Origin of the sequence: Methylotenera versatilis 79, from assembly GCF_000384375.1 — a bacterium.
Taxonomy (GTDB): Bacteria; Pseudomonadota; Gammaproteobacteria; order Burkholderiales; family Methylophilaceae; genus Methylotenera_A; species Methylotenera_A versatilis_B.
This window is the reverse complement of the sequence record NZ_ARVX01000001.1, coordinates 921,355-944,370: the sequence shown is the minus strand read 5'-3', so window position 1 is coordinate 944,370 and position 23,016 is coordinate 921,355. Positions and strand designations below refer to the sequence as shown.

General features: G+C 42.5%; 16 protein-coding genes. 2 read left to right on the top strand and 14 right to left on the bottom strand.

The window, feature by feature from the left end; genetic code table 11:
* Positions 1-159: 159 nt before the first annotated feature.
* On the top strand, positions 160-2,721 hold the full coding sequence (locus METVE_RS0104745) for a TonB-dependent receptor (RefSeq protein ID WP_020167304.1): 2,562 nt from the start codon (positions 160-162) through the stop codon (positions 2,719-2,721).
* Between the two features lie 361 nt (positions 2,722-3,082).
* On the opposite strand, the gene METVE_RS0104740 is transcribed toward METVE_RS0104745, so the two are convergent.
* The 8 genes from METVE_RS0104740 to METVE_RS0104705 form a co-directional block, all read right to left on the bottom strand.
* Complete coding sequence (locus METVE_RS0104740) at positions 3,083-3,775, bottom strand: TSCPD domain-containing protein (protein ID WP_020167303.1); 693 nt, start codon at positions 3,773-3,775, stop codon at positions 3,083-3,085.
* 133 nt (positions 3,776-3,908) lie between these two features.
* Positions 3,909-6,086: an adenosylcobalamin-dependent ribonucleoside-diphosphate reductase gene (locus METVE_RS0104735; protein WP_020167302.1), complete on the bottom strand. Its 2,178-nt coding sequence runs from the start codon at positions 6,084-6,086 to the stop codon at positions 3,909-3,911.
* A 649-nt stretch (positions 6,087-6,735) separates the two neighbouring features.
* Entirely contained in the window at positions 6,736-7,584 is an 849-nt protein-coding gene (locus METVE_RS0104730; RefSeq protein WP_232415388.1) for a thioesterase domain-containing protein, read from the bottom strand.
* A 42-nt stretch (positions 7,585-7,626) separates the two neighbouring features.
* Entirely contained in the window at positions 7,627-10,158 is a 2,532-nt protein-coding gene (locus tag METVE_RS0104725; RefSeq protein ID WP_020167300.1) for a glycoside hydrolase family 2 protein, read from the bottom strand.
* A 5-nt stretch (positions 10,159-10,163) separates the two neighbouring features.
* The gene (locus METVE_RS0104720) at positions 10,164-11,144 is read right to left on the bottom strand and encodes a DUF1839 family protein (protein ID WP_020167299.1); all 981 of its coding nucleotides are present in this window, start codon (positions 11,142-11,144) and stop codon (positions 10,164-10,166) included.
* A gap of 9 nt (positions 11,145-11,153) precedes the next feature.
* A complete protein-coding gene (locus tag METVE_RS0104715; RefSeq protein ID WP_020167298.1) occupies positions 11,154-12,068 on the bottom strand; it encodes an amino acid--[acyl-carrier-protein] ligase in 915 nt (304 codons plus the stop codon).
* A gap of 62 nt (positions 12,069-12,130) precedes the next feature.
* Positions 12,131-13,303: an acyl-CoA dehydrogenase family protein gene (locus tag METVE_RS0104710; protein WP_020167297.1), complete on the bottom strand. Its 1,173-nt coding sequence runs from the start codon at positions 13,301-13,303 to the stop codon at positions 12,131-12,133.
* A gap of 2 nt (positions 13,304-13,305) precedes the next feature.
* A complete protein-coding gene (locus METVE_RS0104705) occupies positions 13,306-13,563 on the bottom strand; it encodes an acyl carrier protein (RefSeq protein ID WP_020167296.1) in 258 nt (85 codons plus the stop codon).
* 235 nt (positions 13,564-13,798) lie between these two features.
* Here METVE_RS0104705 and waaA point away from each other — a divergent pair, with 235 nt between their 5' ends.
* On the top strand, positions 13,799-15,055 hold the full coding sequence (gene waaA / locus METVE_RS0104700; protein ID WP_020167295.1) for a lipid IV(A) 3-deoxy-D-manno-octulosonic acid transferase: 1,257 nt from the start codon (positions 13,799-13,801) through the stop codon (positions 15,053-15,055).
* 35 nt (positions 15,056-15,090) lie between these two features.
* Here the strand turns inward: waaA and METVE_RS0104695 are convergent, their stop codons facing one another.
* The 6 genes from METVE_RS0104695 to METVE_RS0104670 all read right to left on the bottom strand — a co-directional run bounded on the left by METVE_RS0104695 (position 15,091) and on the right by METVE_RS0104670 (position 22,886).
* Positions 15,091-15,654, bottom strand: coding sequence for an isochorismatase family protein (locus METVE_RS0104695; RefSeq protein WP_020167294.1), 564 nt, complete (start codon positions 15,652-15,654; stop codon positions 15,091-15,093).
* Position 15,655: 1 nt separating this feature from the next.
* A complete protein-coding gene (locus tag METVE_RS0104690; RefSeq protein WP_020167293.1) occupies positions 15,656-17,065 on the bottom strand; it encodes a TolC family outer membrane protein in 1,410 nt (469 codons plus the stop codon).
* Positions 17,034-17,771: a protein-L-isoaspartate O-methyltransferase family protein gene (locus METVE_RS0104685; RefSeq protein WP_020167292.1), complete on the bottom strand. Its 738-nt coding sequence runs from the start codon at positions 17,769-17,771 to the stop codon at positions 17,034-17,036. The genes METVE_RS0104690 and METVE_RS0104685 overlap by 32 nt, the downstream gene beginning before the upstream one ends.
* Before the next feature lie 95 nt (positions 17,772-17,866).
* Positions 17,867-21,070: an efflux RND transporter permease subunit gene (locus METVE_RS0104680; protein WP_020167291.1), complete on the bottom strand. Its 3,204-nt coding sequence runs from the start codon at positions 21,068-21,070 to the stop codon at positions 17,867-17,869.
* The gene (locus METVE_RS0104675) at positions 21,063-22,208 is read right to left on the bottom strand and encodes an efflux RND transporter periplasmic adaptor subunit (RefSeq protein WP_020167290.1); all 1,146 of its coding nucleotides are present in this window, start codon (positions 22,206-22,208) and stop codon (positions 21,063-21,065) included. Before METVE_RS0104675 ends, METVE_RS0104680 begins: the two co-directional genes overlap by 8 nt.
* A gap of 45 nt (positions 22,209-22,253) precedes the next feature.
* Complete coding sequence (locus tag METVE_RS0104670) at positions 22,254-22,886, bottom strand: TetR/AcrR family transcriptional regulator (protein ID WP_020167289.1); 633 nt, start codon at positions 22,884-22,886, stop codon at positions 22,254-22,256.
* Positions 22,887-23,016 lie beyond the last annotated feature (130 nt).

Genomic DNA, 23,016 nt, shown 5'->3' with positions numbered 1-23,016 from the left:
CAGCGGCTACATATAACCGAACTTCCAGCTTAAACTAAGTCGCAGCAAATCGAACTTTATGCTATTCAATTGATTTAATTGAGTTTTTATATTTATTCAATAGTTGGATTATTTTTTGCTCTACCTCCTTTGCAGTTCAACAATATAAGGGGGAAATAGATGAAAACAAAATTAAAACAAAAATTGATATTGGCCGCAGTTATCGCAGCTTACTCAATGTCACAAACCGTGTTCGCTGAAGATAAAAGTGAAACAGTTAACCTTGAAAAAGTAAAGATTATTAGTACCACACCGCTATCTTCAATTGGCTTGCCAATTAACCAAATCCCATCAAATGTACAAACGCTTAATGCAAAAGATTTGGAGAAGTCTCAATCACTGGACATTACTGATTACATGACACGTTATTTCAGCGGCATTAATATCAATAATATTCAAAATAACCCATTGCAGATGGATGTTAACTATCGCGGCTTTATCGCTTCACCGTTACTGGGCTCTCCCCAAGGACTTTCTGTTTACGTAGATGGCGTACGTATGAATCAGGCCTTTGGCGATGTGGTCAGTTGGGATCTCATTCCAAAAAATGCAATCTTGGGCATGCAATTAATGCCAGGATCCAACCCGCTGTTTGGATTAAATACATTAGGTGGCGCGCTATCAATTCAAACTAAGGATGGGCGCAACTCACCAGGTGGTGCGCTTCAACTCACTTATGGATCATTTGATAGAAAAATAGCCGAATTTGAATATGGCGGCTCACAAGATAGTTTGGATTGGTTTGTTGCTGGGACTTATTTTGATGAAAACGGCTGGAGAGATAAGTCACCAACTGACTTTGGCCAACTTTTTGGTAAAGTGGGATGGCAAGGTGAAAACACAAATCTTAAATTGACGTACTCCTATGCAAATACAGATTTAACAGGTAACGGCTTAGTGCCTAAATCACTCAATCGTCGTGATTATGATGCTGTCTTTACATCGCCTGATAATACAAAGAACAAATCTAACTTTGTAAATTTGCAACTAGATCACTTCTTTACCGATGCGGTTAATTTATCCGGTAATGTGTACTACAAAAAATTGAAAACTAACACATTAAATGGCGATATGAATGATGAGTCTCTACCAGAGGTTCCCGGTGGCGCAGGTCAATCAATGGGCACCAATTATGGTGGAGCGAGTGCTGCAAATAATTGTCTTGCGCAGGTTTTAGCGGCAGACGAGCCTGGTGAGAAATGCCCTGGGGTGATTAATCGTACCAGCACAGTGACAGACACTTTCGGTCTGTTTTCACAGGTTAGTGTAGTCAACAAATTGTTTGATTTGAACAACTCCTTCGTAGTTGGTGCAGGTGCGGAATATAGCAGTATTAAATTTAATCAATCAGCTGAATTTGCTGATATATTTGGCCGCGCTGCAGTTGGCACTGGATATATGGCAGATGGTACCAATGGCGATATTGATGGTGATCCGGATGACAGAAGAACTAAATTAAACAGCAAAAATGTTGTGTATAGCATTTATGGTACCGACACACTTGCGCTTAACGATAAGTTAAGTTTAACTGGTTCAGCACGCTACAACCACGTTAGGGTTGCAAACCGCGATCAGTTAATTACGGATAGATCTGACCCTGGCACTTTGACAGGTACACATCATTTCAACCGTATTAACCCTGCAGTTGGGTTAACTTATGCGCATACAGAAACCCTTAATTTCTATGGTGGCTATAATGAAGGTAGTCGCGCACCTACATCTGTTGAGCTAGGTTGTGCTAACGAAGATGCGCCTTGCCGTCTACCGAACTCTTTCGCTGGTGACCCACCTCTAAAACAAGTGGTCACAAAAAGCTGGGATGCTGGTGTGAGAGGTCGTTTTAATGATGATATTAAGTGGAGCGCAGGTGTATTTACTGCAACCAATTATGATGACCTTCAATTTGTAAGCGCTGGTAGCACAGGTGCAGGCTTCTTTAAAAACTTCGGTGAAACAAGAAGACGTGGTATTGAGGCAGCTCTTTCTGGTGATTACAATGCATTGAGCTATGGTGCAAGTTATACCTTTCTAGACGCTACCTACCAAAGCGGCGAAACTATTAACGGTAATAACAATAACTCTGGTCAACCTGTATCAGCTATTGAGGGGAATGGTGCTAACTTAACGCCTGTAAGTAGAGTAGTTAGCATTAAAAAAGGTGACAAGATTCCGCTTTTACCAAGAAATCAACTCAAATTATTTGGTAGTTATAAATTTACACCAGCATTTGAGTTAGGTGCTGACGCTCAAATATATTCAGATGCTTTTGTACGCGGTAACGAGAATAATGACCACAAAGCTGGCACCGTTACTTACAATTGTGTTGGTGCTGTAAATGCTGACACAGGTGCAGTTAATGCGGCTCCATGCGGAAACAGAACGAAGCAAGGTGAGTTTAAAGGCGGCGGAAAAATAGGTGGCTATACGCTTGTTAACCTTGTCGCTAGCTATAAAATCCAACCGGAATGGAAGCTTTTTGGCCGTGTAAACAATCTGTTCGATCGTGAATATGCGACAGCAGGACAATTAGGCGCAGATCCATTCAACTCAGGCGGTAACGTTGCTTTAGGTACAGGAACGCAAGCGAATAGAAGTACAACTATTGGTGATACGTTTGTTGCTCCAGGTGCTCCACGCTCAGCATGGGTTGGCGTTCGTTATGAGTTTGGCGCTAAAAAATAGGCTTACCCATCTTTGATGGAATAAACTATTTATCAATGCTCGCATGTTAGGACCCTCTAAAATGCGAGCAATTTATATCAAATGTGAATGTCCTTTAAGAACCACTACAAGACATCAAAATTGAATTAAAAATAGCCGGCAATGCCGGCTATTTTATTTACTTGATTGGAGGTTAGACTAACTCGCCAGCTTTTCATTTTCGCCACATTTACAATGTTAACTCTCATATGCCCATAAAAAAGCCTGAATTATCAGGCTTTTTACTAGTGCTTTATGCGGTTGGTACTGGCGACTTATGAGGTTGAACTAGTCGCTTATGGGGTGTCGCACAACAGTACAGTCGCACCTCATTTTAATCAGTTTACCCACACTTACTCTCACCACAATTCAAACAAGTCAAACAACCATCCATGATAATCGCCGCTTTGGTTTGGCATTTATTGCACAGTTGTGCGCCTTTTGGAAAGCCTTCCGCGTTCATGTCTTCGCCTGATTTCGCATGTTTTTCTAGATACTCTGCTTTTTTCTCATCCACCAATTTTTGTTGATGTTGGTCTAAGCCTGGTTTTTTAAGCATGCCAATTTCTTGCAGATGTTGCTCTACGACTTCGCCAATCTCTGCCACCAAACTTGGTACGAATTTGCCGCCTTTTTTAAAGTAGCCGCCGCTTGGTTCAAATACGCTTTTCAGTTCTTCCACCAAAAACGTCACGTCACCACCTTTACGAAACACAGCAGACATCACACGGGTAAGGGCGACTATCCATTGAAAGTGATCCATGTTTTTGGAGTTGATGAAAATCTCGAACGGGCGACGGTGCTCTTGCGGCGTGCCTTCGTTCATCACTACGTCGTTAATGGTGATATAAAGCGCGTGCTCTGTGACTGGCGTTTTTACTTTATAGGTGCTGCCAGTGATTTTTTCTGGGCGGTCTAGCGGCTCGCCTAGTTGTACGATTTTCGCATTCGCTTCTTTAAGTTCTGCGGTTTTTGTTTTGTCGTCTTCACTCACTAGCGCATAGCCAGTGATTTTCTTTTCAATTTTAACTGCCATGATATTTCTCCTTTATGTTGTCATTCCGACGAAAGTCGGAATCTAGTGTCTTTATAAATCACTGGATTCCGTGTCGAGCACGGAATGACAATCTACTAAGAGCAACGGACTGTTAATCCGTGTTCCCTATAATCTAAAACTTCCCGTAGTAACCTTCTTTAAGCGCATCGTATAAATTCGCCGCGCTATGAATCTCACCATCATATTCAATCTCTTCATTACCTTTTACTTCTAACTCAGTGCCGTCATCTAGCGTGAATTTGTAAGTGGTATTTTCCAGATCTTTTTCAGTCACCAGCACGCCTTGGAATGCCTCTGGATTAAACCTGAAAGTGGTGCAACCTTTTAGGCCTTTATCGTAAGCGTAGAGATAGATGCTTTTGAAATCTTCAAAGTCATAATCGGTTGGCACGTTAATGGTTTTTGAGATAGAACTATCAATCCATTTTTGTGACGCAGCTTGAATATCCACATGCGCTTTTGCCATGATAGTTGATGAGTCTAGGAAGTAATCGGGTAACTTTTCATCTTCTTTATCGCTAAACGGCATCGCTTTTGGGTTAATTAACTCGCGATATGCCAATAATTCGTAAGAGAATACATCAACTTTCTCTTTTGATTTTTTGCCTTCGCGAATCACATTGCGATTGTAATGATGCGCAAAAGATGGCTCGATACCGTTGCTGGCGTTGTTAGCCAATGAAAGTGAAATAGTGCCAGTTGGCGCGATTGAGCTATGGTGCGTAAAACGCACACCTTTAGTAGCGATTTGGTTACGCAAGCCTTCTGGGAATTGCTGCATATAGCGGCTATATTTGCCCAACAACACTTTACCTGCCACTTTGCTGCCGACTTTAATGCCATCCGCCGCCATTTCTGGGCGTTTCGCTAGCATGTCTGCGGTTACTTCAAACTTCTCTTCCATGATAGGCGCAGCGCCTTTTTCATCGGCCAATTGCACGCCGATTTCCCAGCCCACTTCTGCCATCACGCGCGTCACTTCATCGGTGAACTTGATTGAATCTTCTTCGCCGTATTTCATTTTCATCATGGTGAGTGATGAGCCTAAACCCAAATAACCCATACCGTGACGGCGTTTGCGTGCGATTTCATCGCGTTGTTGCTGCAATGGTAAGCCATTGATTTCAACCACGTTATCTAACATACGCGTGAAAATAGCTACCACTTCGCGGTACTCAGCCCAATCAAAATGCGCTTCATCCGTAAATGGTTTTTTCACAAATTTAGTCAGGTTAACTGAACCCAATAAGCACGCACCATAAGGCGGCAATGGTTGCTCACCACATGGATTAGTCGCGCGAATATTTTCGCAGAACCAGTTATTGTTCATTTCATTCACGCGATCAATCAGGATAAAACCTGGCTCAGCGAAATCGTAAGTGCTGGACATAATTACATCCCACAAACGGCGTGCTTTGATAGTTTTATAAACGCGGCAAGCGACTTTTCCTGCGTCTAAGCCATGGTCTTGCGTTAAGTATTTACCTTTAACTGGCCACTCGCGCCACACCACATGCGCTTCATCGTTTACATTTAAGCCGTCAACAATCGCTTCTTTTTCCGTCACAGGGAAAGCCAGTTTCCACTCAGCATCCGCTTTTACCGCTTCCATGAACTCTTTTGTAATCAAGCAGCTTAAGTTGAATTGGCGTAAACGGCCATTCTCGCGTTTGGCTTTAATAAAATCCGTCACATCAGGGTGTGAAATATCAAATGTTGCCATTTGTGCACCACGGCGGCCACCAGCGCTGGACACGGTGAAACACATTTTGTCGTATATATCCATGAAAGATAATGGGCCGCTGGTATAAGCACCCGCACCCGCTACGAATGCGCCTTTTGGACGCAATGTGGAGAACTCGTAACCGATACCGCAACCCGCCTTTAGGGTTAAGCCAGCTTCATGTACTTTGCCTAAAATATTGTCCATGCTGTCTTCAACCACGCCAGACACCGTGCAATTGATAGTTGAAGTGGCTGGTTTATGCTCTAACGCACCCGCGTTAGAGGTGATGCGGCCAGCTGGAATCGCGCCACGGCGCAATGCCCATAGAAATTTCTCATGCCATTCATGGCGTTTATCATCCGTTGTTTCTACATCGGCCAGCGCACGCGCCACGCGTGAGTAAGAATCATCTATATTCTGATCAACGTGGTCGCCATTTTTGGCTTTTAATCGATATTTTTTATCCCAAATATCCAGTGAAACCGCTTGAATAGGGATTTCCTTTGCGGTTTCATTCTGCATATTTTCGCCTACTTTTTTTGCTGTTTCTACTGCCTTTAACATGGCTTACTCCCCTGATTTATCTCTGACTCAATGTATAACTAATGATGCTTTAACCTGAATGAATGCTAACTATGTGATTTATATTAATAATCACAAAATTTTTGTGTAAAAAAACTGCTTTAACACAACATGTTGTGTCTTGAATGGAAATTTAGGCCTTTATTTTGTGTACGTCAATACTAATTTTAAAGTTAATTTTGCACCATTTTGGTGTGTTAAGTCATTAAACAAGGCCAGTATTTGCATTGAGTTAAGGTGAGTGATTACTTACAGCACATTAAATTTAAAAAATAAATTTCTCGCTTAAATAAATGGTTTGTGTATGCGGTGGTTGTCAGAGCGTAAGTTGAAAAATGAAAATATTAGAATTAAGTTCAATGGTGATAAACGCTGGTCTTTTTGCGTATTAAACAATCTAACCGTAGATGCAATTGAAATAATAATTTCATGCATATGAATGTGTGTATTTGATGACTCGTTCAGTCAGGTATCTACATCTTGCGATGAAGGCAATGCAATCCAAAAAATGACTGTAACGACCTGCTAGATAACTATATTCTGCATTACTAGCAAAACTTAATTAAGAATTTTTTTATCAATAAAGATTAACCCAAAATTCTAAAATATGTCAATTTCGAGCATTTAAAAACTAATAGCCAGTCTCATTTAATCGATTATGCAACATGCGAATAATAAGTGGCCATGATGGATATTTATGGGAATATCCTGGTACAAACTCTACTTGCAAACCACCCTTGGCAATTTTGCGCCAGTAACGTCTAAAAAAGCCTAATTGATAATAACCAAACACGCCCCAGCGGATGAAAAACAAATTTACTTTGCCTGAATAAGGCTTAAGTTCATACATCGCTTCAGCAGGTTTTTTGACATATTTAATACGATTACGCGGATCTTCGACTGGTTTGTTTGAACCAGTGTTAATAACTTTCAGCGTGTTAGTTATTTTAAAACGGGTATCTTGTTGTTTAATCGCATCTCTTAATGCATAAGCTTTAGCACCAAGCCTGTCTGTCCAATCAAATAGCTTTCTAAACACACGTAGCATCTTCGTTTTTTCAGTGACATCGCGATCAACTAATCCTAAAAAACCAATTTTGTAGCCGCGTTGCATTAGCAAGTTAGCTACTTCTATCGAAATGTAAGCAGCGGCACAGTAGCCTGCAATTAAATAAGTTTGTGACGGAATCGTGCGCTCAATTTCATCTGCATAATATTGGCTTAAGGCAGTAATCACATCATGTGTTGGCTCTACAAAATCGTACGTACCACGCAGGCCATAAATCGTGCGCTCTTTACCGAAAATACTAATAATTGTGCCCATTTCTGGCGGACCGCCACACCAAATTAACGGTAATTTTGTTGCATTTGGTACATCGTGGACTTTAATCAGTAAAGATTTCTCATTGACACGCTCCCCCACCCATGAAGAGGTAAGCATGAGCAAGCCGCGATATAATTTAGGTGGTAGCGTATTCATTAATATTGATGCATCTTGAGGCATAGTTTCACTATATTCCATCTATTTTATTGCAACCGCTTGGGTATTTAATGCCCGTACACGCCCATGCAACTTAAGATCACGACTTGTAAGCGTAATTTGCATAGAGTAGCTTGGCATCAAGTGAAAATAATTATCGCTTAAAGTGCAATTGGGTACATCAATTGTGACGAAAAACGCAGGTTTATTTGTGCTTAAACTCAGGCAATAACAGTCAATTTCTACTTGCTTCAATGTAGCCACAATATCAACATCTTGGCGATTTTCTAGTGTTAAACTTGGTTCTACAAACACTTTTTGACTAATGATTTCACCATCTAAATTGGTGAGTTTAGCCACCGTTGCCACAAAGCCGCGCGCACCAAAGCGGTAGGCATAACTCGAGTCTACAAATCGTCCCAAGAATGCATCAACGCTAATACGCTTAACACTGCGCGGCGTTAATTGACAGGCTTGTGTAGCACGCTCAAATAAAGAGCCTTCTGCTGTGATCAAAGCGATTTCAAGCTGATAATCTAACAATTCCGCACTATCATTTGCCAAGTAAACGGCAAGGCCTTCCAAACCTTCGTCTACAAATAAAACTGTGATAGGTTGTGACGCGCGCGCTAAGCCGTAAAACGGCGATTTTGGTACACCAAAGCTATCAATATAACCCCAACCTGCGCCAGGTTTTAAATCGTGTAGCAGCCACACCAAAGCGGCGCGGCCTTTCGGCGCATTTGACCGAAATATTGCCATGGTTCGTTCAACTACCTCACAGCTTGCTGCGCGGCATAAATCTAAATAGCGTTGCGGTTGCGTAGCGCGCAGCGATTTAACGTTAACACCAAACAATTGCTCAACGTAATAATCAGTAATGTCAGCAAAATCCCAACCTGCGCCATTGTCTCTTGGTACACCTTCTTTCCAGTGCGGATGATGGGTTGGTAACAACTCTTGATTAAAAAATTGAATCAAACTGGATTCTTCTGGCACATGCGAAAATGCTAAGCATTCAGCAATAAGCTGGCCTTTAAATAAACGTGCATCGTCAAAATCACGCATATAACCACCAACGCCGTAGTAATGTGAACTGCCATTATTATTACCTACATGAAACGGAATCGTGTCTGACATTGGGCTAGAGCTGATATAGGTTACGTTGGGCGCGAATTGTGCTGATAAACCCTTCAACACATCATCAAAAATAGGATTTCCTAGTTGATTTAAATCTAACCCCATCATAGATGCTTGTTGCGCTACTTCGCTATTGCCCGCCAAAATACTTAAACAGGCACGGTTACCGTGTTTGTTTAAAAACTGAGTTGCCTCAACCGTCACGCTAGCCACAAAATCCGTATCGGTATCAGGATAATCAAAATTGGTAAAGGCAAAATCTTGAAAAATCAGTATGCCGAGCGCATCGCACAGTTGGTAAAAATCATCACATTCGTACGGCATATTGCCAGGAATACGCAACATATTAATACCCGCTCGCTTGAGTAGATTCAAACGTTCACGTAAATCTTCTGCGGATGTTTGCAAATTGGCTGGGCTCATCGGTGTCCAACATGCACCACGTAAAAAAATTGGTGTGCCGTTCATATTAATTTGGTTGTCTACTCGCGAAAACTGCCTAAAACCATAAAGACCTAGCTGTATTTCACAATCTGTATCTAATACCAATTTAAATAAATAACGTTGTGGCTTACCGTGTGTATGCGGCCAATACGCAGCGACATTTTGTACATCGCCACTTGCCTTAATATAAATCATGTCTTGTTGCTGACTAATATTAACTGGGTAATGGGCGACCTGTGTTTGAGTCGATTCATCTATCACTAACAAAATGACGCTTTCTGGCGACTTAACCAAACTTTTTAGCTGTAAATTCAGTGTAAAAACACCTGTATTCGGCAGCGATAAATGCGTATCTATTTGTGAGGATTGCACCAAAAACTGTTGTTGAGTAACTAATGATATTGGCCTGTAAGCACCGATTAGTTTAGTTGCCGAGGCAAAACCCAGCATATAACCCAGCGTTGGCGTGCGAATAAAGCGTAAGTGTCGCTCATTCACCAATTTTGTTGAGTGACGGCCCCGTGCTTGTTTTTTCGCTAATAAAGGCGCGATTGCTCTGAAACAAATATATAGCTGATTGTTCGCTTGTAAGTGTGCGCTCACATTCACCAAGTGTGTCTGGAAAGCGTTCCGCGATTGCACAATTAGATTGCCGTTTAAAAATACATCTGCGTGCGTAAGAAGCCCATCAAATTGTAAAAAATTTACCGTATTTGAATGAGTAGTCGCGTTAAAGCTAATACATACCCAATGATCATACTGATCTAATTGTGCGTCTTTCTGTACATCGTTGCTTGTGATGGTGCCAGGTACAGTTGTTACATTAAAAATTGCATCTTTTGGAATATCAGCAGGTATTTCGTAAACGCCATCCTCAGTTGTTAGATAAGAAAACTGGTAACCTGCCTGCGTATTTAGAGTTTCAACTGTTTCACCCGCTAATGATAAAAAGGCGTGTGGTATTGCAGAATTGGCGTCAGACACTGTCATGACATTTAAGAAAATGCCACATCCAAATGTTGGCTTGCTAACTCATATTGTGCCGCCATTTCTACGAATATTGCCGTTAAATCAGTCGGCTTGGCGCTATAGCTGACACGAGCAAGCTTTAATACCAGCATTTTAGCGGCAGCAGAGATTTGCTCAAATGCGTTTGCAGAAGCTTTTAGATTCTCATCATCAGCATTTAACCAGCGCAAAAAATGCGCGCCTAATTGATGTGCCGCACCCAATTGCCGTAAAGCCACAAATGTATAGGCATGATAAAACGCTTGTCCACCTGAAATCATATTTTGCTGATGCTCAGCCATTACCAAGCCGTGTTGCTCAATAGGATTGCGACGTGGTCGCTTTTTAAGGTGAAATTTTGCGCTGGTAAATGCCAGTGCGCGTAGTTCATCTTGGGATAATACTTTTAGCATATCAAGCTTCACCAACTCACAGTAAGGGGGTAAATATCCCTTTTGAGCGCTGATTAACGGCCGCAAAACACCGTCAAAATCCTCACCATTTAGCTCAGCAAATGCTGCATTATGAAAATAACGTAACACTTTATTTTCGACATCAATATGCGTGATTGCTATGGTGGTTTTAACATGGTTAACCAGATAATCGATTCCTGCGGTGTCGGGCAAATGATATGCATCTGCTTCAAGCAAAGGCACGGATCCGCGCTGTATTTGCGTCACAATTTGATCGATTAGTAAGCGATACAGCGATAGTTCTTCTATGCGGATACCATATAGCTGCATTAAATCGTGACCTGATGGCTTGCCGAAAGTCCACTGATCACCCTCAAAATCGACTGCCAATGTATAGGCTAAGCAAGCTGTTGGCTCAAGCCCTAAGCTGTAAACTAACTCAATAATCAAATCACCATAACAGTTGGTTTCACGAAAATTTTGATTAAAACCGTGCAGCGTATGTGGACTAAACATCGCGGGTGTTAAATTAAATAATTGCTGTTGCGCGCTCATCAAACAGACTCACATCATCAAAGTTTGGCGTACGCTGGCAGGCCAAGCTTTCATGTCAAAACCATGTGTTTTAAGCAAACCAATAACTAACCTATCAATACCAAAACCCAAACAAGCCGTGTGTGCACCTTTTCCATCTGCAGTATGAATGCCGAATATATGGGCGAAGTGGTCTTGATGATAATTAAATGAAGCCACAGCAGTGGGTGAATCTTCACCCCAGATCGGCACTAACAATTCAAATTTAAGCTCTAACTCTTTTTGGCTGGCTTTCATCATTCGGCCGCCACGGCCAAAAAAAGGATCACTAGCAGTATCTAAAAATACAGGTAACCCCAATGACTCAATCAATCCCTGACCTCGATTAAGCCAATCGCTACGCCATTTTTGAACATCTGCTGGCGAACCGGCACGGACATTTTCACGTATTTCAAAACTCATCAAACGTGCAGGATCATTGGATGGTTCATGTCGAAAACAGTAGCAATTTAAATCGAATAATACGCCGCCATCTGGTAGCGTACCTGCAAGCGTTGGGTATAAGGGATAACAGCTGGCAGGTGTTAGAGTCACTTCAGTTTGCACTAAATGCGGTGACCAATCGCCGCCACTTTTCACCGTTTCAACTAACGTAAGTTGCTCTTTATCGCCTCCAGAAAAAGTACTGATAGAGCCACATAAGTTAGGGAAATTTTCCATATAACCCACTTTACGCAGCAATTCGCGTGGTACGACTGGCGGAAAGCAAGCTTTTACCGCACCATCTTTTTTGGATTCGCGATCAATCATGCTTTGCAAGCTGCTCACCAATTCGACTAGAGGCGCTGCGCGACCAACAATGCCTTTTACGCCGCTATCTAGTAGTAGTTTGTGTTGAAAAAGCTGTGCTTTAAATGCCAAATGCGCATCATCAAGTTTATCCAATTTTGTCCCCTTTAATTTGCCGCTTAATTATTATTTTATGACGACTTAACTTAAGACTATTTTTAATTGCCTTTATGCACCAGCAACATTGCCGCATTAGTTAATTGGATGCGGTCGTTATGCACCATCATCACGGACGAATGCGCATCGCGCAGATGCCGCCCTAATGAAAATGGCCCATTATTCTTGTAAGCCTGAATACCACATACACTTAAAGCTTCACTCACAATTGCCACCACAGCACGTGAGCTATTCAACTTAAGTGTATTAATCCGCAATGAAAATGCCAAACTGGATAGTTTTTGCAGGTCTTTAACGGCTAATGCTTCTGCGTATTCGCGCGCTAAACCAAATACTTCGTATTCCATTTTTTGCAGCTCGGCGTCTAAATCGGCCACACGATGTGCGCCCATTGGCGTTACACCTGGATTAGAGCGGCCTTTGGCACGAAATAATTCGCGCGCTTTACTTACCGCATCTGTCGCTAAACCTAACCACCATGAAGACCAAAAAATATGCGATGTTGGCACCATTGTATAGGTGGCTATATCTGCAAATGGTGTGGATATCACTTGCCAGGCAGCGCCTTTTGCAACAATAGTGGCCGGCGGGCTGCAAGTGCCACGCATGCCTAAAGTATCCCACACGCCTTGATCTTGTAATTGAAATTGGCCTTTTTCAGCAATCACTAACACTTGATCGCCACTAGCTGCATCCACATTTTTACGTGCGGTAATCATTAAGTCATCGGCATAACTACCATAAGAAACGGTAGTCGCTTTTTTGGTCAGCGTGTAACTATCGCCTTCAACCTCTACCGCGCAATTACTACTGCGCATATCGCCACCAGGCCCTACTTCAGAAGTGACCGAGGCGATAATGCGATTATCACGTGCGACTCGACGTAAATAATCTTGCAGCTGAACATTATCATTAGCGTGATGCACAACCGACAAAATTTGTGTGTGATGCATCGCTACGATTGATGCAGTAGCCGAACAATATTGTCCTAAAATCCAGCAGCCACGCGCTAATTCAATAGCATCTGCGCCTACGCCACCAAACTCGACAGAAATCGGTGCTGCAAAAATACCCGTTGCGCGTAACGCCGTGATAGCCTCAATCGGAAAGCGGCTGTTCGCATCAACATCAACCGCATTGACGCTAGCAATCTCGCGGCCAATACGTTCTATGTCTGCAAGTCGCGCGTCAACCTGAGCCTGATTGGCTAGCATCTCTAAGCTTGCAAGCTAGTAATGGCATTGCTAATCGCACGTACGCTTTCGAAAACATCGCGGCGCAGCATCGCATCGGGAAACTCAAGATCAAATTCTGACTCAAGCCCCAACATTACCCCCACCGTTGCACGTGAACTCATTCCCGCTGCAAACAAATCATCGTCTAAATCGAGATTGCCAGCGTCTTGATTAAGCTCCGCTTGTGATGCCAATACTGCCTTAACGCGCACATAAACTTCTGTTGTCATATTTTGCATGTTAATTAACCTTAGTAAAATTGTTTAAGTTCAAATTTGTTACAATTATTTACAATTAATCCATTGTAATCACTTTATTAAATAAATCTATCACCTAAATGGGCTATCAGATAACGTATATTTTTCATCCAATAAGTCCACTTACTCAGAATTCAATTGCTTAAAATTATGTAATCAGTTGAAATCGTATTTCATACAACGCAAAAACTGGGCCACTTTCGTGAGAAAATAAAGTATGTCTCAATTTATTTACAATCTCTTGCTGTATTTAGTGTTGCCATTCGTACCGCTTAAATTATGGTGGCGCGGTATTAAGCAGCCCGCTTATCGTCAGCATTGGGCAGAGCGTTTTGGTTTTTATCGATTTAAAAGTGTTAAGTCTGTTATTTGGCTGCACTGCGTTTCTGTTGGCGAAACGCGAGCTGCAGAGCCATTAATTAAAGCCTTATTATTGGCGTATCCGAATCACCAGATTTTGCTTTCCCACACCACGCCAACTGGGCGCGACGCCAGTGAGCAATTATTTGCGGATAGTGTGCTACGCGTTTATTTGCCCTACGATTTACGGTTTGCGGTGAAGCGTTTTTTAAAGCATTTTCAACCTAAAATTGGTTTATTAATGGAAACCGAGCTTTGGTTTAACTTGATCGCCACGTGTAAAAAGCGTGATATTCCATTGCTGTTATTAAATGCGCGTCTTTCAGAGAAATCCGCTAAAGGTTATGCAAAACTGGGCAATTTAGTGACGAATGGTTTGCAAAGCTTAAAGGCAGTCGCGGCGCAAACCACTGACGACGCCGCACGCTTACAGATGTTAGGCGCGTCAAATGTGACGGTTTTTGGCAATTTAAAATTTGATGTAAAACCGCCAGTTGATGCTGTAGAAAAAGGTTTAAAACTACGACATTTATTCAACGCTAATAAAGAACGCATTGTTTTTTTAGCCGCCAGCACGCGCGAAGGTGAGGAAACATTAATATTAGAAGCCATCAAAGGTTTAAACCTGCTCACAATCATCGTACCGCGCCATCCGCAACGTTTTGATGAGGTGGAAGCATTAATCAAACAAGCTGGCCTAAATTATCAGCGGCGCAGCCAATTATTTACGCCAATTGATGCAAGTGTACAAATCATTTTGGGCGATAGTATGGGTGAATTATTCAGCTATTACGCCGCTTGCGATTTCACTTTTGTGGGCGGCAGTTTACTTGAATTTGGTGGTCAGAATTTGATTGAAGCCGCTACGATAGGCAAACCGATTTTGATTGGTCAACATACTTATAATTTTGCTGAAGCCAGCAAAAATGCAATCGCAGCAGGCGCGGCGATACAAGTGAGTGATGTGATTGAATTGCGCAACAATATTCAAAATCTGTTGAATAATCCACAACAATGTCAAAAAATGCAACAAGCCAGCCTAGATTTCAGCCAAGCGTCAACTGGCACAACGGTTAGAGTAATGCAGCTGATTGCAACGTATTTAAAAACTTAAAAACAATCTACAGTTGCGATTAATAAACTTAATACTTAGCGAATCAATTTAGAGACTTCTTTGAACGCTGGGTGATTCGCGTTGCCCAACCACTCAAACAAGACCGATTCAGTATTGGTAATAACACAGCCAGCCTCACGCAGGCGCGCAATGGCATTAGCCTTATTTGCAGGGTTACGCGAAACAATTGCATCTTCTAGCACAAACACTTGCTTGCTCATTTGTTTCAGCGATAACGCCGTTTGCAAAACACAAATATGGGCTTCCATACCAGCCAGTATTATTTGCGATTGATCGCGATGTAATTGTTGATTAAATTTTGGTTCACCGATTGCCGAAAAAGCGGTTTTTACGATGGGTTTAAAGTTAGTCTTAACCTGCGTAAAATGCTGCTGAATTTCTGGCAGCGTTGCGCCTAAACCTTGTGGATATTGCTCAGTGACAATGATTGGCACATTAAGTAATTGCGCCGCTTGCGTCAAAATACTGCAATTTTTAATCGTTGATTGCATCGCTTCCAAAGGCATCGCATTCACCAATTTGGTTTGCATATCCACAATCACTAATTGGCTTAATATCTGTTGTGCGAGCTGGCCCATGTTAATTACCTAACAATAATTGCTGATTAATATCTTGTAGATCGGCTTCTGCCAGTAAACCTGTGGCAGATTTTAAACGAATAATATTCACTAGATAATTGTAGCGCGCTTGTAACAAATCGCGCTTGGCAGAGAACAATTGCTGTTGTGCGTTTAACACATCCACACTAATTCGTACGCCTACTTCGTAGCCCAACTGAGTTGAATCTAACTGGCTTTGACTACTAATCAACGCTTGTTCTAATGCCTTTGTTTGCGCGATGCTGCTATTCAGGTTTAAAAATGCCCTTTGCGTTTCTAAGTCGGTTTGGCGGCGCGCAATGTCAATATCATCTAAAGCTTTTTGTTTATTCAGCACCGCTTGCCGCGTGCGCGAGCTGATTGCGCCGCCTTGATACAAAGGGATTTGCAGTTGCAGCCCAATCACCGCATTAGTCAAATCAGTACCAAACCCATTGATTCCGCCATTATTGTAATTATCGGTATATGCCGCTACCGCATCTAAAGTCGGATAATGCGCAGCATTATTACGCTCAACTTCCTGCTCGGCAAACTTAAGCGTATCTTGCTGAATGGCGATATTCAGATTATTTTGCAAAGCCACTTGTTGCCAATTTTGCATCGATTGATCCAATTGATGCACTTGAATATCACTTTTCACCGTGGCAAGTGTTGACGGTAAAATGCCGGTAATCGCCTCAATCTCATGCTGAGCGATTTGAAATTCATTGACTGCGGCGATTTCTTGCGCAACGATTAAATCAAAACGCGCCTGGGCTTCATTTACGTCTGTAATCGTTGCACTGCCCACTTCAAAAGTCGTTTTTGCTTGGTCTAACTGACTCAAAATCGCTGTTTTTTGTGCTTTAATCAGCTCGATTTTATCTTGTGCGATCAGCACATTAAAATAGGCTTGTGTGGTGCGCAAAATAAGATTTTGTTGGCTTAAATGATATTGTTTATCGGCAATACTCACTTGCGTTGCACTTTGGTCCATTTGCACCAGATTTTGCTTACGGTAAATGGGCTGACTCGCTTCCAAGCCGTAGTTATAACCTTCAAAATAGGTCGTTCCCGGAAGACGCGGGAAGTTTGAAGTAACATTATTGAAGGCGAGATTACTGCGTGTGCTGGTTATGCCAGCATTAAAATTAACCGTTGGACGATACAAAGCTTTGCCTTGCTCAATAATTTCTTGCGCGGCTTTATTGGCGTTTAATGCAGAGGCTAATACGGGATCATTGGCTAATGCTTGATGATAAACATCGACTAAACTCAACGCTTTATCCTGTGGCACGTTATCTTGCGCTTGCAAAGTCATTGGCAACGACAATAAAGCCGACAATGACAAGGCCAACATAAGGTTTTTGGCGCGCATATTAAAATTCAAAAGCGTTGGCTTGTGGCGCATTCACCAGTTCAGAAATACAAGTTTCAAACAATACATCTTGCCTAAAACTGGTTTCTGATAATCGTTGAATCAAGGTAGCCTGCATCGCTGGCGCAGTTCCCAGCACAATAAACATCGCACCACCAATTGCCAATTGATTACGTACACCAGCTGGCTCAATCGGTGATGAGGCGGTATAGACAATCAGATCAAACGGTGCGCTTTCAATCAAGCCAAGTGCAGCATCGCCCACGATTAACTGCACATTTTGGATATTATTTTGGGTTAAGTTTTTAGCAGCTTTTGCACTTAATTCTGCATGAACCTCTACTGAAATAACCTGTTTGGCTAAACTAGCTAATAACGCAGTCATATAGCCGCTGCCAGTACCAATATGCAAAACATTGTGCGTTTTTTGCACATTCAGCGCCTGTAAAATACGGCCTTCTAATTTTGGGCTGAGCATCAATTGATTCAGTCCAATTGGAATCTCAATATCTGCAAATGCTAAACCTTGATACTCCGCAGAAATAAAGTTTTCGCGCGGGATTTCGTTTAACAGCGCCAGCACGACTGGATCTAGCACTTCCCAGGTACGAATTTGCTGTTCTATCATATTAAAGCGCGCTGTTTCACGCTGCATATTAAATCCCGCAGTTTCGCGCTGCGCATTCAAGTCATTAGGTAGGTTAAAATTTCTATTAGTTAACGTTGTTTCTGGCGTCATTTTAGGCACTCTCAAGGATTTAATTGCATTATAACTGATGTACTTAAGCCATTTTACATCTGGTATTCAAGTTAGTTTTCAAGTAGTTTCACAGTCTATTCTGGCGCTTTAACGCGAAACCATGCTGCATATAATGCAGGCAAGAAAAGCACAGTCAATAAAGTAGCTACCGCTAAACCGCCCATAATCGCTACTGCCATTGGGCCAAAGAATACACTTCTGGTTAACGGTATCATGGCTAATATCGCCGCGGCCGCCGTTAATACAATTGGTCGGAAGCGTCGTATAGTGGATTCGATGATTGCATTCCAAGCGTGTATTCCGTGCGATTTATCTTGCTCAATCTGATCCACCAGGATCACCGAGTTGCGCATAATCATGCCCGATAAAGCGATTGTGCCCAGCATAGCCACAAAACCAAATGGTTTATCAAATATTAACAACGCTATTGTGACGCCAATCAAGCCCAAAGGCGCGGTGAGCAACACTAAAAATACGCGTGAAAAACTTTGTAATTGCAATATCAGCAAGGTTAATACCGCCACCAAAAACAATGGCGCACCTTTGGCCACCGATGCGCCGCCTTTAGCAGACTCTTCTACCGCACCACCTGTTTCAACGGTTACACCGAGCGGCAAATTGGCTTTTATTGCCGTTAGTTTTTCTTCGATTTGCGCAGAAACGACCGGCGCCTGCAAGTTGCCGCGCAAATGCGCACGCACGATAATGGAAGGCACGCGATTACGCCGCCAAATCACGCCTTCTTCGAATTCGGATGAAATCGTCGCAATTTGCGAAAGCGGAACCGCAGTTTGACTACTTGTTGATTGACTACTTGGCGTTTGATTATTTGCACCGGCATTCTGTGTATTAATCATCAAATTTGCTAGGCGCGATAACTGTGTACGCTCAACCTCTACACCGCGTGCGACTAAATCGATGCGCTCATTGCCTTCTCTAAATTCAGTGATATAGAGTTCGCTAATCGCCGCATTGAGCACATTAGCAATATCCGCCGAGCTAACGCCCAACAAGCGCGCTTTTGCTTGGTCAACATGTACTTTAATCACTTTACTTGGCTCTTCCCAATTAAGCTGCACATTAGTTAACTGATTATTTGCACGCATTAAATCGGCAATTTGGTGCGATATGGTGCGAATTTCTTCGATATTGGTGCCTGCAACCCGAAACTGCACAGGAAAACCGACTGGCGGACCATTTTCCAATCGCAAGACGGAAGCTCTTAATGCAGGGAAATCCTGTTCAAATAGATTGAGCAAATCTTTGCGCAACGCTTCGCGGTTTTGTAAATCTTTACTCAAAATCACAAATTGAGCAAAACCGCGATGCGCTAATTGAATATCTAATGGCAAATAATAACGCGGGCTGCCTGTGCCGATATAAGCCACAAAATTATCGATCCCTTTATTTTTAGCGTTCCAAGCGCGTAGCCAAGTTTCCAGCTTTTTCACTTCCACATTGGTTGCTTGATAAGACGCACCTTCGGTCATGCGCAAATCGACCATTAATTCTAATCGCGTGGAATCAGGGAAAAACTGCTGTTGCACTTTGCCAAAACCCACAATTGAAAGCGCAAACAACAATAGCGTTATCACAATAACTGTTTTGCGATAACGCACACATGCGGTCACTAAACGCCGGAATGCGCTGTAAAACGCCGTATTATAAATATCGTGATGGTGATTATCATCGGGTTTATCAGCCCAATTAAATTTTGCTTTAAACCATGTTGTTAACTTAGATGGCTTAGGTTTTTGCGCATAATCTGGCAATAAATGGTAACCCAGATACGGCACAAAAATCACCGCAGCTATCCAAGAAATAATCAGCGCAATGGCAGAAACCTGAAAGATGGAGCGTGTATATTCGCCTGTGCTGGATGCCGCTGTCGCAATCGGCAGAAAACCAGCTACGGTTACTAAAGTGCCAGTGAGCATCGGCATAGCGGTTGATGTGTAGGCGAATGCAGCAGCTTTCGCCCTTTCCATGCCTTGTTCCATTTTGGATGACATCATTTCTACCGCGATAATTGCATCATCTACCAATAATCCAAGCGCTAAAATCAATGCGCCTAAAGAGATTTTATGTAAGCCAATATCAAACAAATTCATCACTAAAAAAGTGGCTGACAGCACCACAGGAATAGTAATCGCTACGACAATTCCCGTGCGTAATCCCAGCGATATCAAACTAACGCCCAACACAATCACCAGCGCTTCAACCAATGACATCACAAAATCATTAACAGAATGCGCCACTATTTTTGGTTGCGAGCTAACCGTTTCAAAGCTTAATCCTACAGGCAGATTTTGTTGAATATGCGTGATTTTTTCATCCAGCGCATGGCCAAGCGCAATCACATCGCCGCCCTCACGCATACTCACGCCCAATAATAAGGTTTCTTGGCCGTTGTAACGCACCGCATCTTTTGGCGGATTTTCATAGCCGCGATAAATACGCGCAACATCGCCCAATTTAAAATCTTGATTATTAGCGCGCAATCTTAACTCGCGCAAATCTTCTAAAGTGCTATATCGTCCGGAAACTTCAATGCGAATGCGCTCCTTCGATGAGTCAAACGTGCCGCTTTTAACCACTGCATTTTGTGTTTGCAGAATATTAATGAGCGTCGTTGTGCTAATCCCCAACGTAGAAAGTTTGGCGTTTGAAAATTCGATATAAATACGCTGTTTTTGCTCACCGAAAAAATCTACTTTGGCTACATCTTTGGTCTTAAGCAGTTCTGCACGGATGATTTCTGCTTGTTTTTTTAAGCCAAAATTATCAAAACCATCGCCTGTTAAGGCATACATGCTGCCGTAAACATCACTAAATTCGTCATTAAAAGTAAGACTTTCAATGTTCTGCGGCAAAGTGTGGCGAATATCGCCGACTTTTTTGCGCACTTGATACCAGATTCCTGGGATATCTTTAGAAAAAGTATCGTCTTTAATCACGATAAATATCATCGACTCACCAGGGCGCGAATAGCTGTTGGTGTAATCCAGATGCGGTACTTCCTGCAATTTTTTTTCTAACTTATCGGTGATTTGCTGCTCGACTTCAACCGCACTTGCGCCTGGCCAACTGGTGCGAATCAGCATCACTTTAAAAGTAAATGGCGGATCTTCTGATTGACCTAATTTGGTATAAGCAAACAAGCCCGAAAACGTTAACATCAACATCAGATATAACACCAATGTTTGGTGGTTAAGTGCCCATCTGGACAAATTAAAGCCAGTTGTTTGCTGGTCTTGCGTATCTTTAGCGTCACTCATGGCTAAAACCCTTGAATTGGGTTTCTTGTATTGGTTTCACTTGTTGACCATCAGTTAACGTATGCGCACCTGCAATTACCACCAACTCTCCCGCGCGCAAACCTTGCGTAATTTTTACGCCATCCTCAGTGAATTGTCCTGAGATAACTTTACGCGCATGCGCTACACCAACATGGTTTTTTACGTTATCTATCACCCATACACTCGTTTTACCGTTCAGCTCTGTTAATGCGGTAGACGGAACCACGATATTTTCGGATACATCATGCTTGCCAAATCGCACGCCTGCAGTCATACCAAATTTAATCGCCTCATCTGCATCGTTTATGCTCACACGCACATCGAAAGCACGCGTTGCAGAGTTAGCTGCAGGTGCGATTTCGCGCACTTTTCCTGTGTAGGTTTTTTGTGTATTTGTAACTGGACTATCTTTATCGGCAGTATTTTTATCTTGGTTTGCCCAAAGCCTAACCGTCACCGCGTCATCCAACTTTAAATCTGCCATATGCGACTCTGGCACTGCGACTAACACCTCAATCTTTTGAGTATCGACAATTTGCGCAATCGCCTCACCTTCATTCACCACTTGGCCCGGTTCAGCGCGAATCTGCGTCACAACGCCATCTCTATCTGCAACTAAAGCGGTATAGCGTGATTGATTACTCGAAACAGCCGCTTGTGCTTTCACCTGTTGCAAGCGCGCTGTTGATGTTTTCAATTCTGCTTCGCGTAAATCGAGAGCAGAAGCTGAAATGAATTTTTTATTAAACAGACTACGCTGGCGTTCCACTTCTGCTTGCGCTAAAGCATGGTTGGCTTCTGCAGCACGCACATCTGCCAAAGCTGCAGCCGCGGTTAAGTTGGTATCAGCGGCATCTAACCGCGCAATTATTTGGCCTTTTTTTACTTGCTGCCCAATATCCACTTTGCGCTCAATAATTTTGCCGCCAATTCTAAAGCCAAGATTTGATTCATAGCGAGATTTCACTTCGCCTATCAACACCATGCCCTCGTTTAAAGTCATTTCACCTGCAACCACAACCAGCGCTGGACGCGGCGGCGCAGGCACTTCTGCAGGTTTTTTACAACCTACCATCAATAGACTTAACACAATTAAACTGACCATTTTTTGCTGCATAATTAGCTTTCGTTTATTATTTCTTTATGGTTATCACATTATCCGTCATGATGGCTCTTTCAGCATGCCGCGCATCAAGGTTAATTGCATCATCAGCAAACGCGCCTCAATTTCACGCCAATTCACCCACACGTCATTCGCCATACTAATATGCAAAGCGCAAACACCGTGCATACCCGCCCAAATAGTTTGTGCAATTAGCTCTGAATCTGTTAAATCTGACTTAAATTTATTCGCCAGAAAAACTTCATTAACCACGGTTTTTAATTGAAAATAGGCATCTTGTTCAGCATTATTTTGTTGCAGCGTGGATAATTTTGGGTCGCTGAGTGGATGTTCTGTCATAAACATCATGCGATAGTGATTGGGATAATTTAAGCCGAATTGCGCATAAGCCCAACCGAAAGCCAGCAAGCGCTCAACTGGGTCACTAATGCTTAAATTGCTTTTTAATGCGTTGGCCAACGCTAAAAAATCCGTATCGCAAATGGCACGGATTAATGCTTCTTTATCGGCAAAATGCAGGTAAATGCTGGTGGCAGAATAACCAATACGCTTGGCTATCTCACGCATCGTCACCGCTTCTGGACCGCGCGATACAAATAGCTCACGCGCTGCATCCATAATTAAGGTGCGTAATTGCTGACGTTCGAGCTGTGTTTTAGGTTTTGGTGGCATTATAAATAACTTAAACTTAACATCGTTAATTTAACAACGTTAAGTTGCTGTGTCAACAACAACTTAACCTGTTTTTTAGTGTAAATTTTAGTGCGGGATTTAAGCCTTCAAATAAGGCTTGTATTGAATT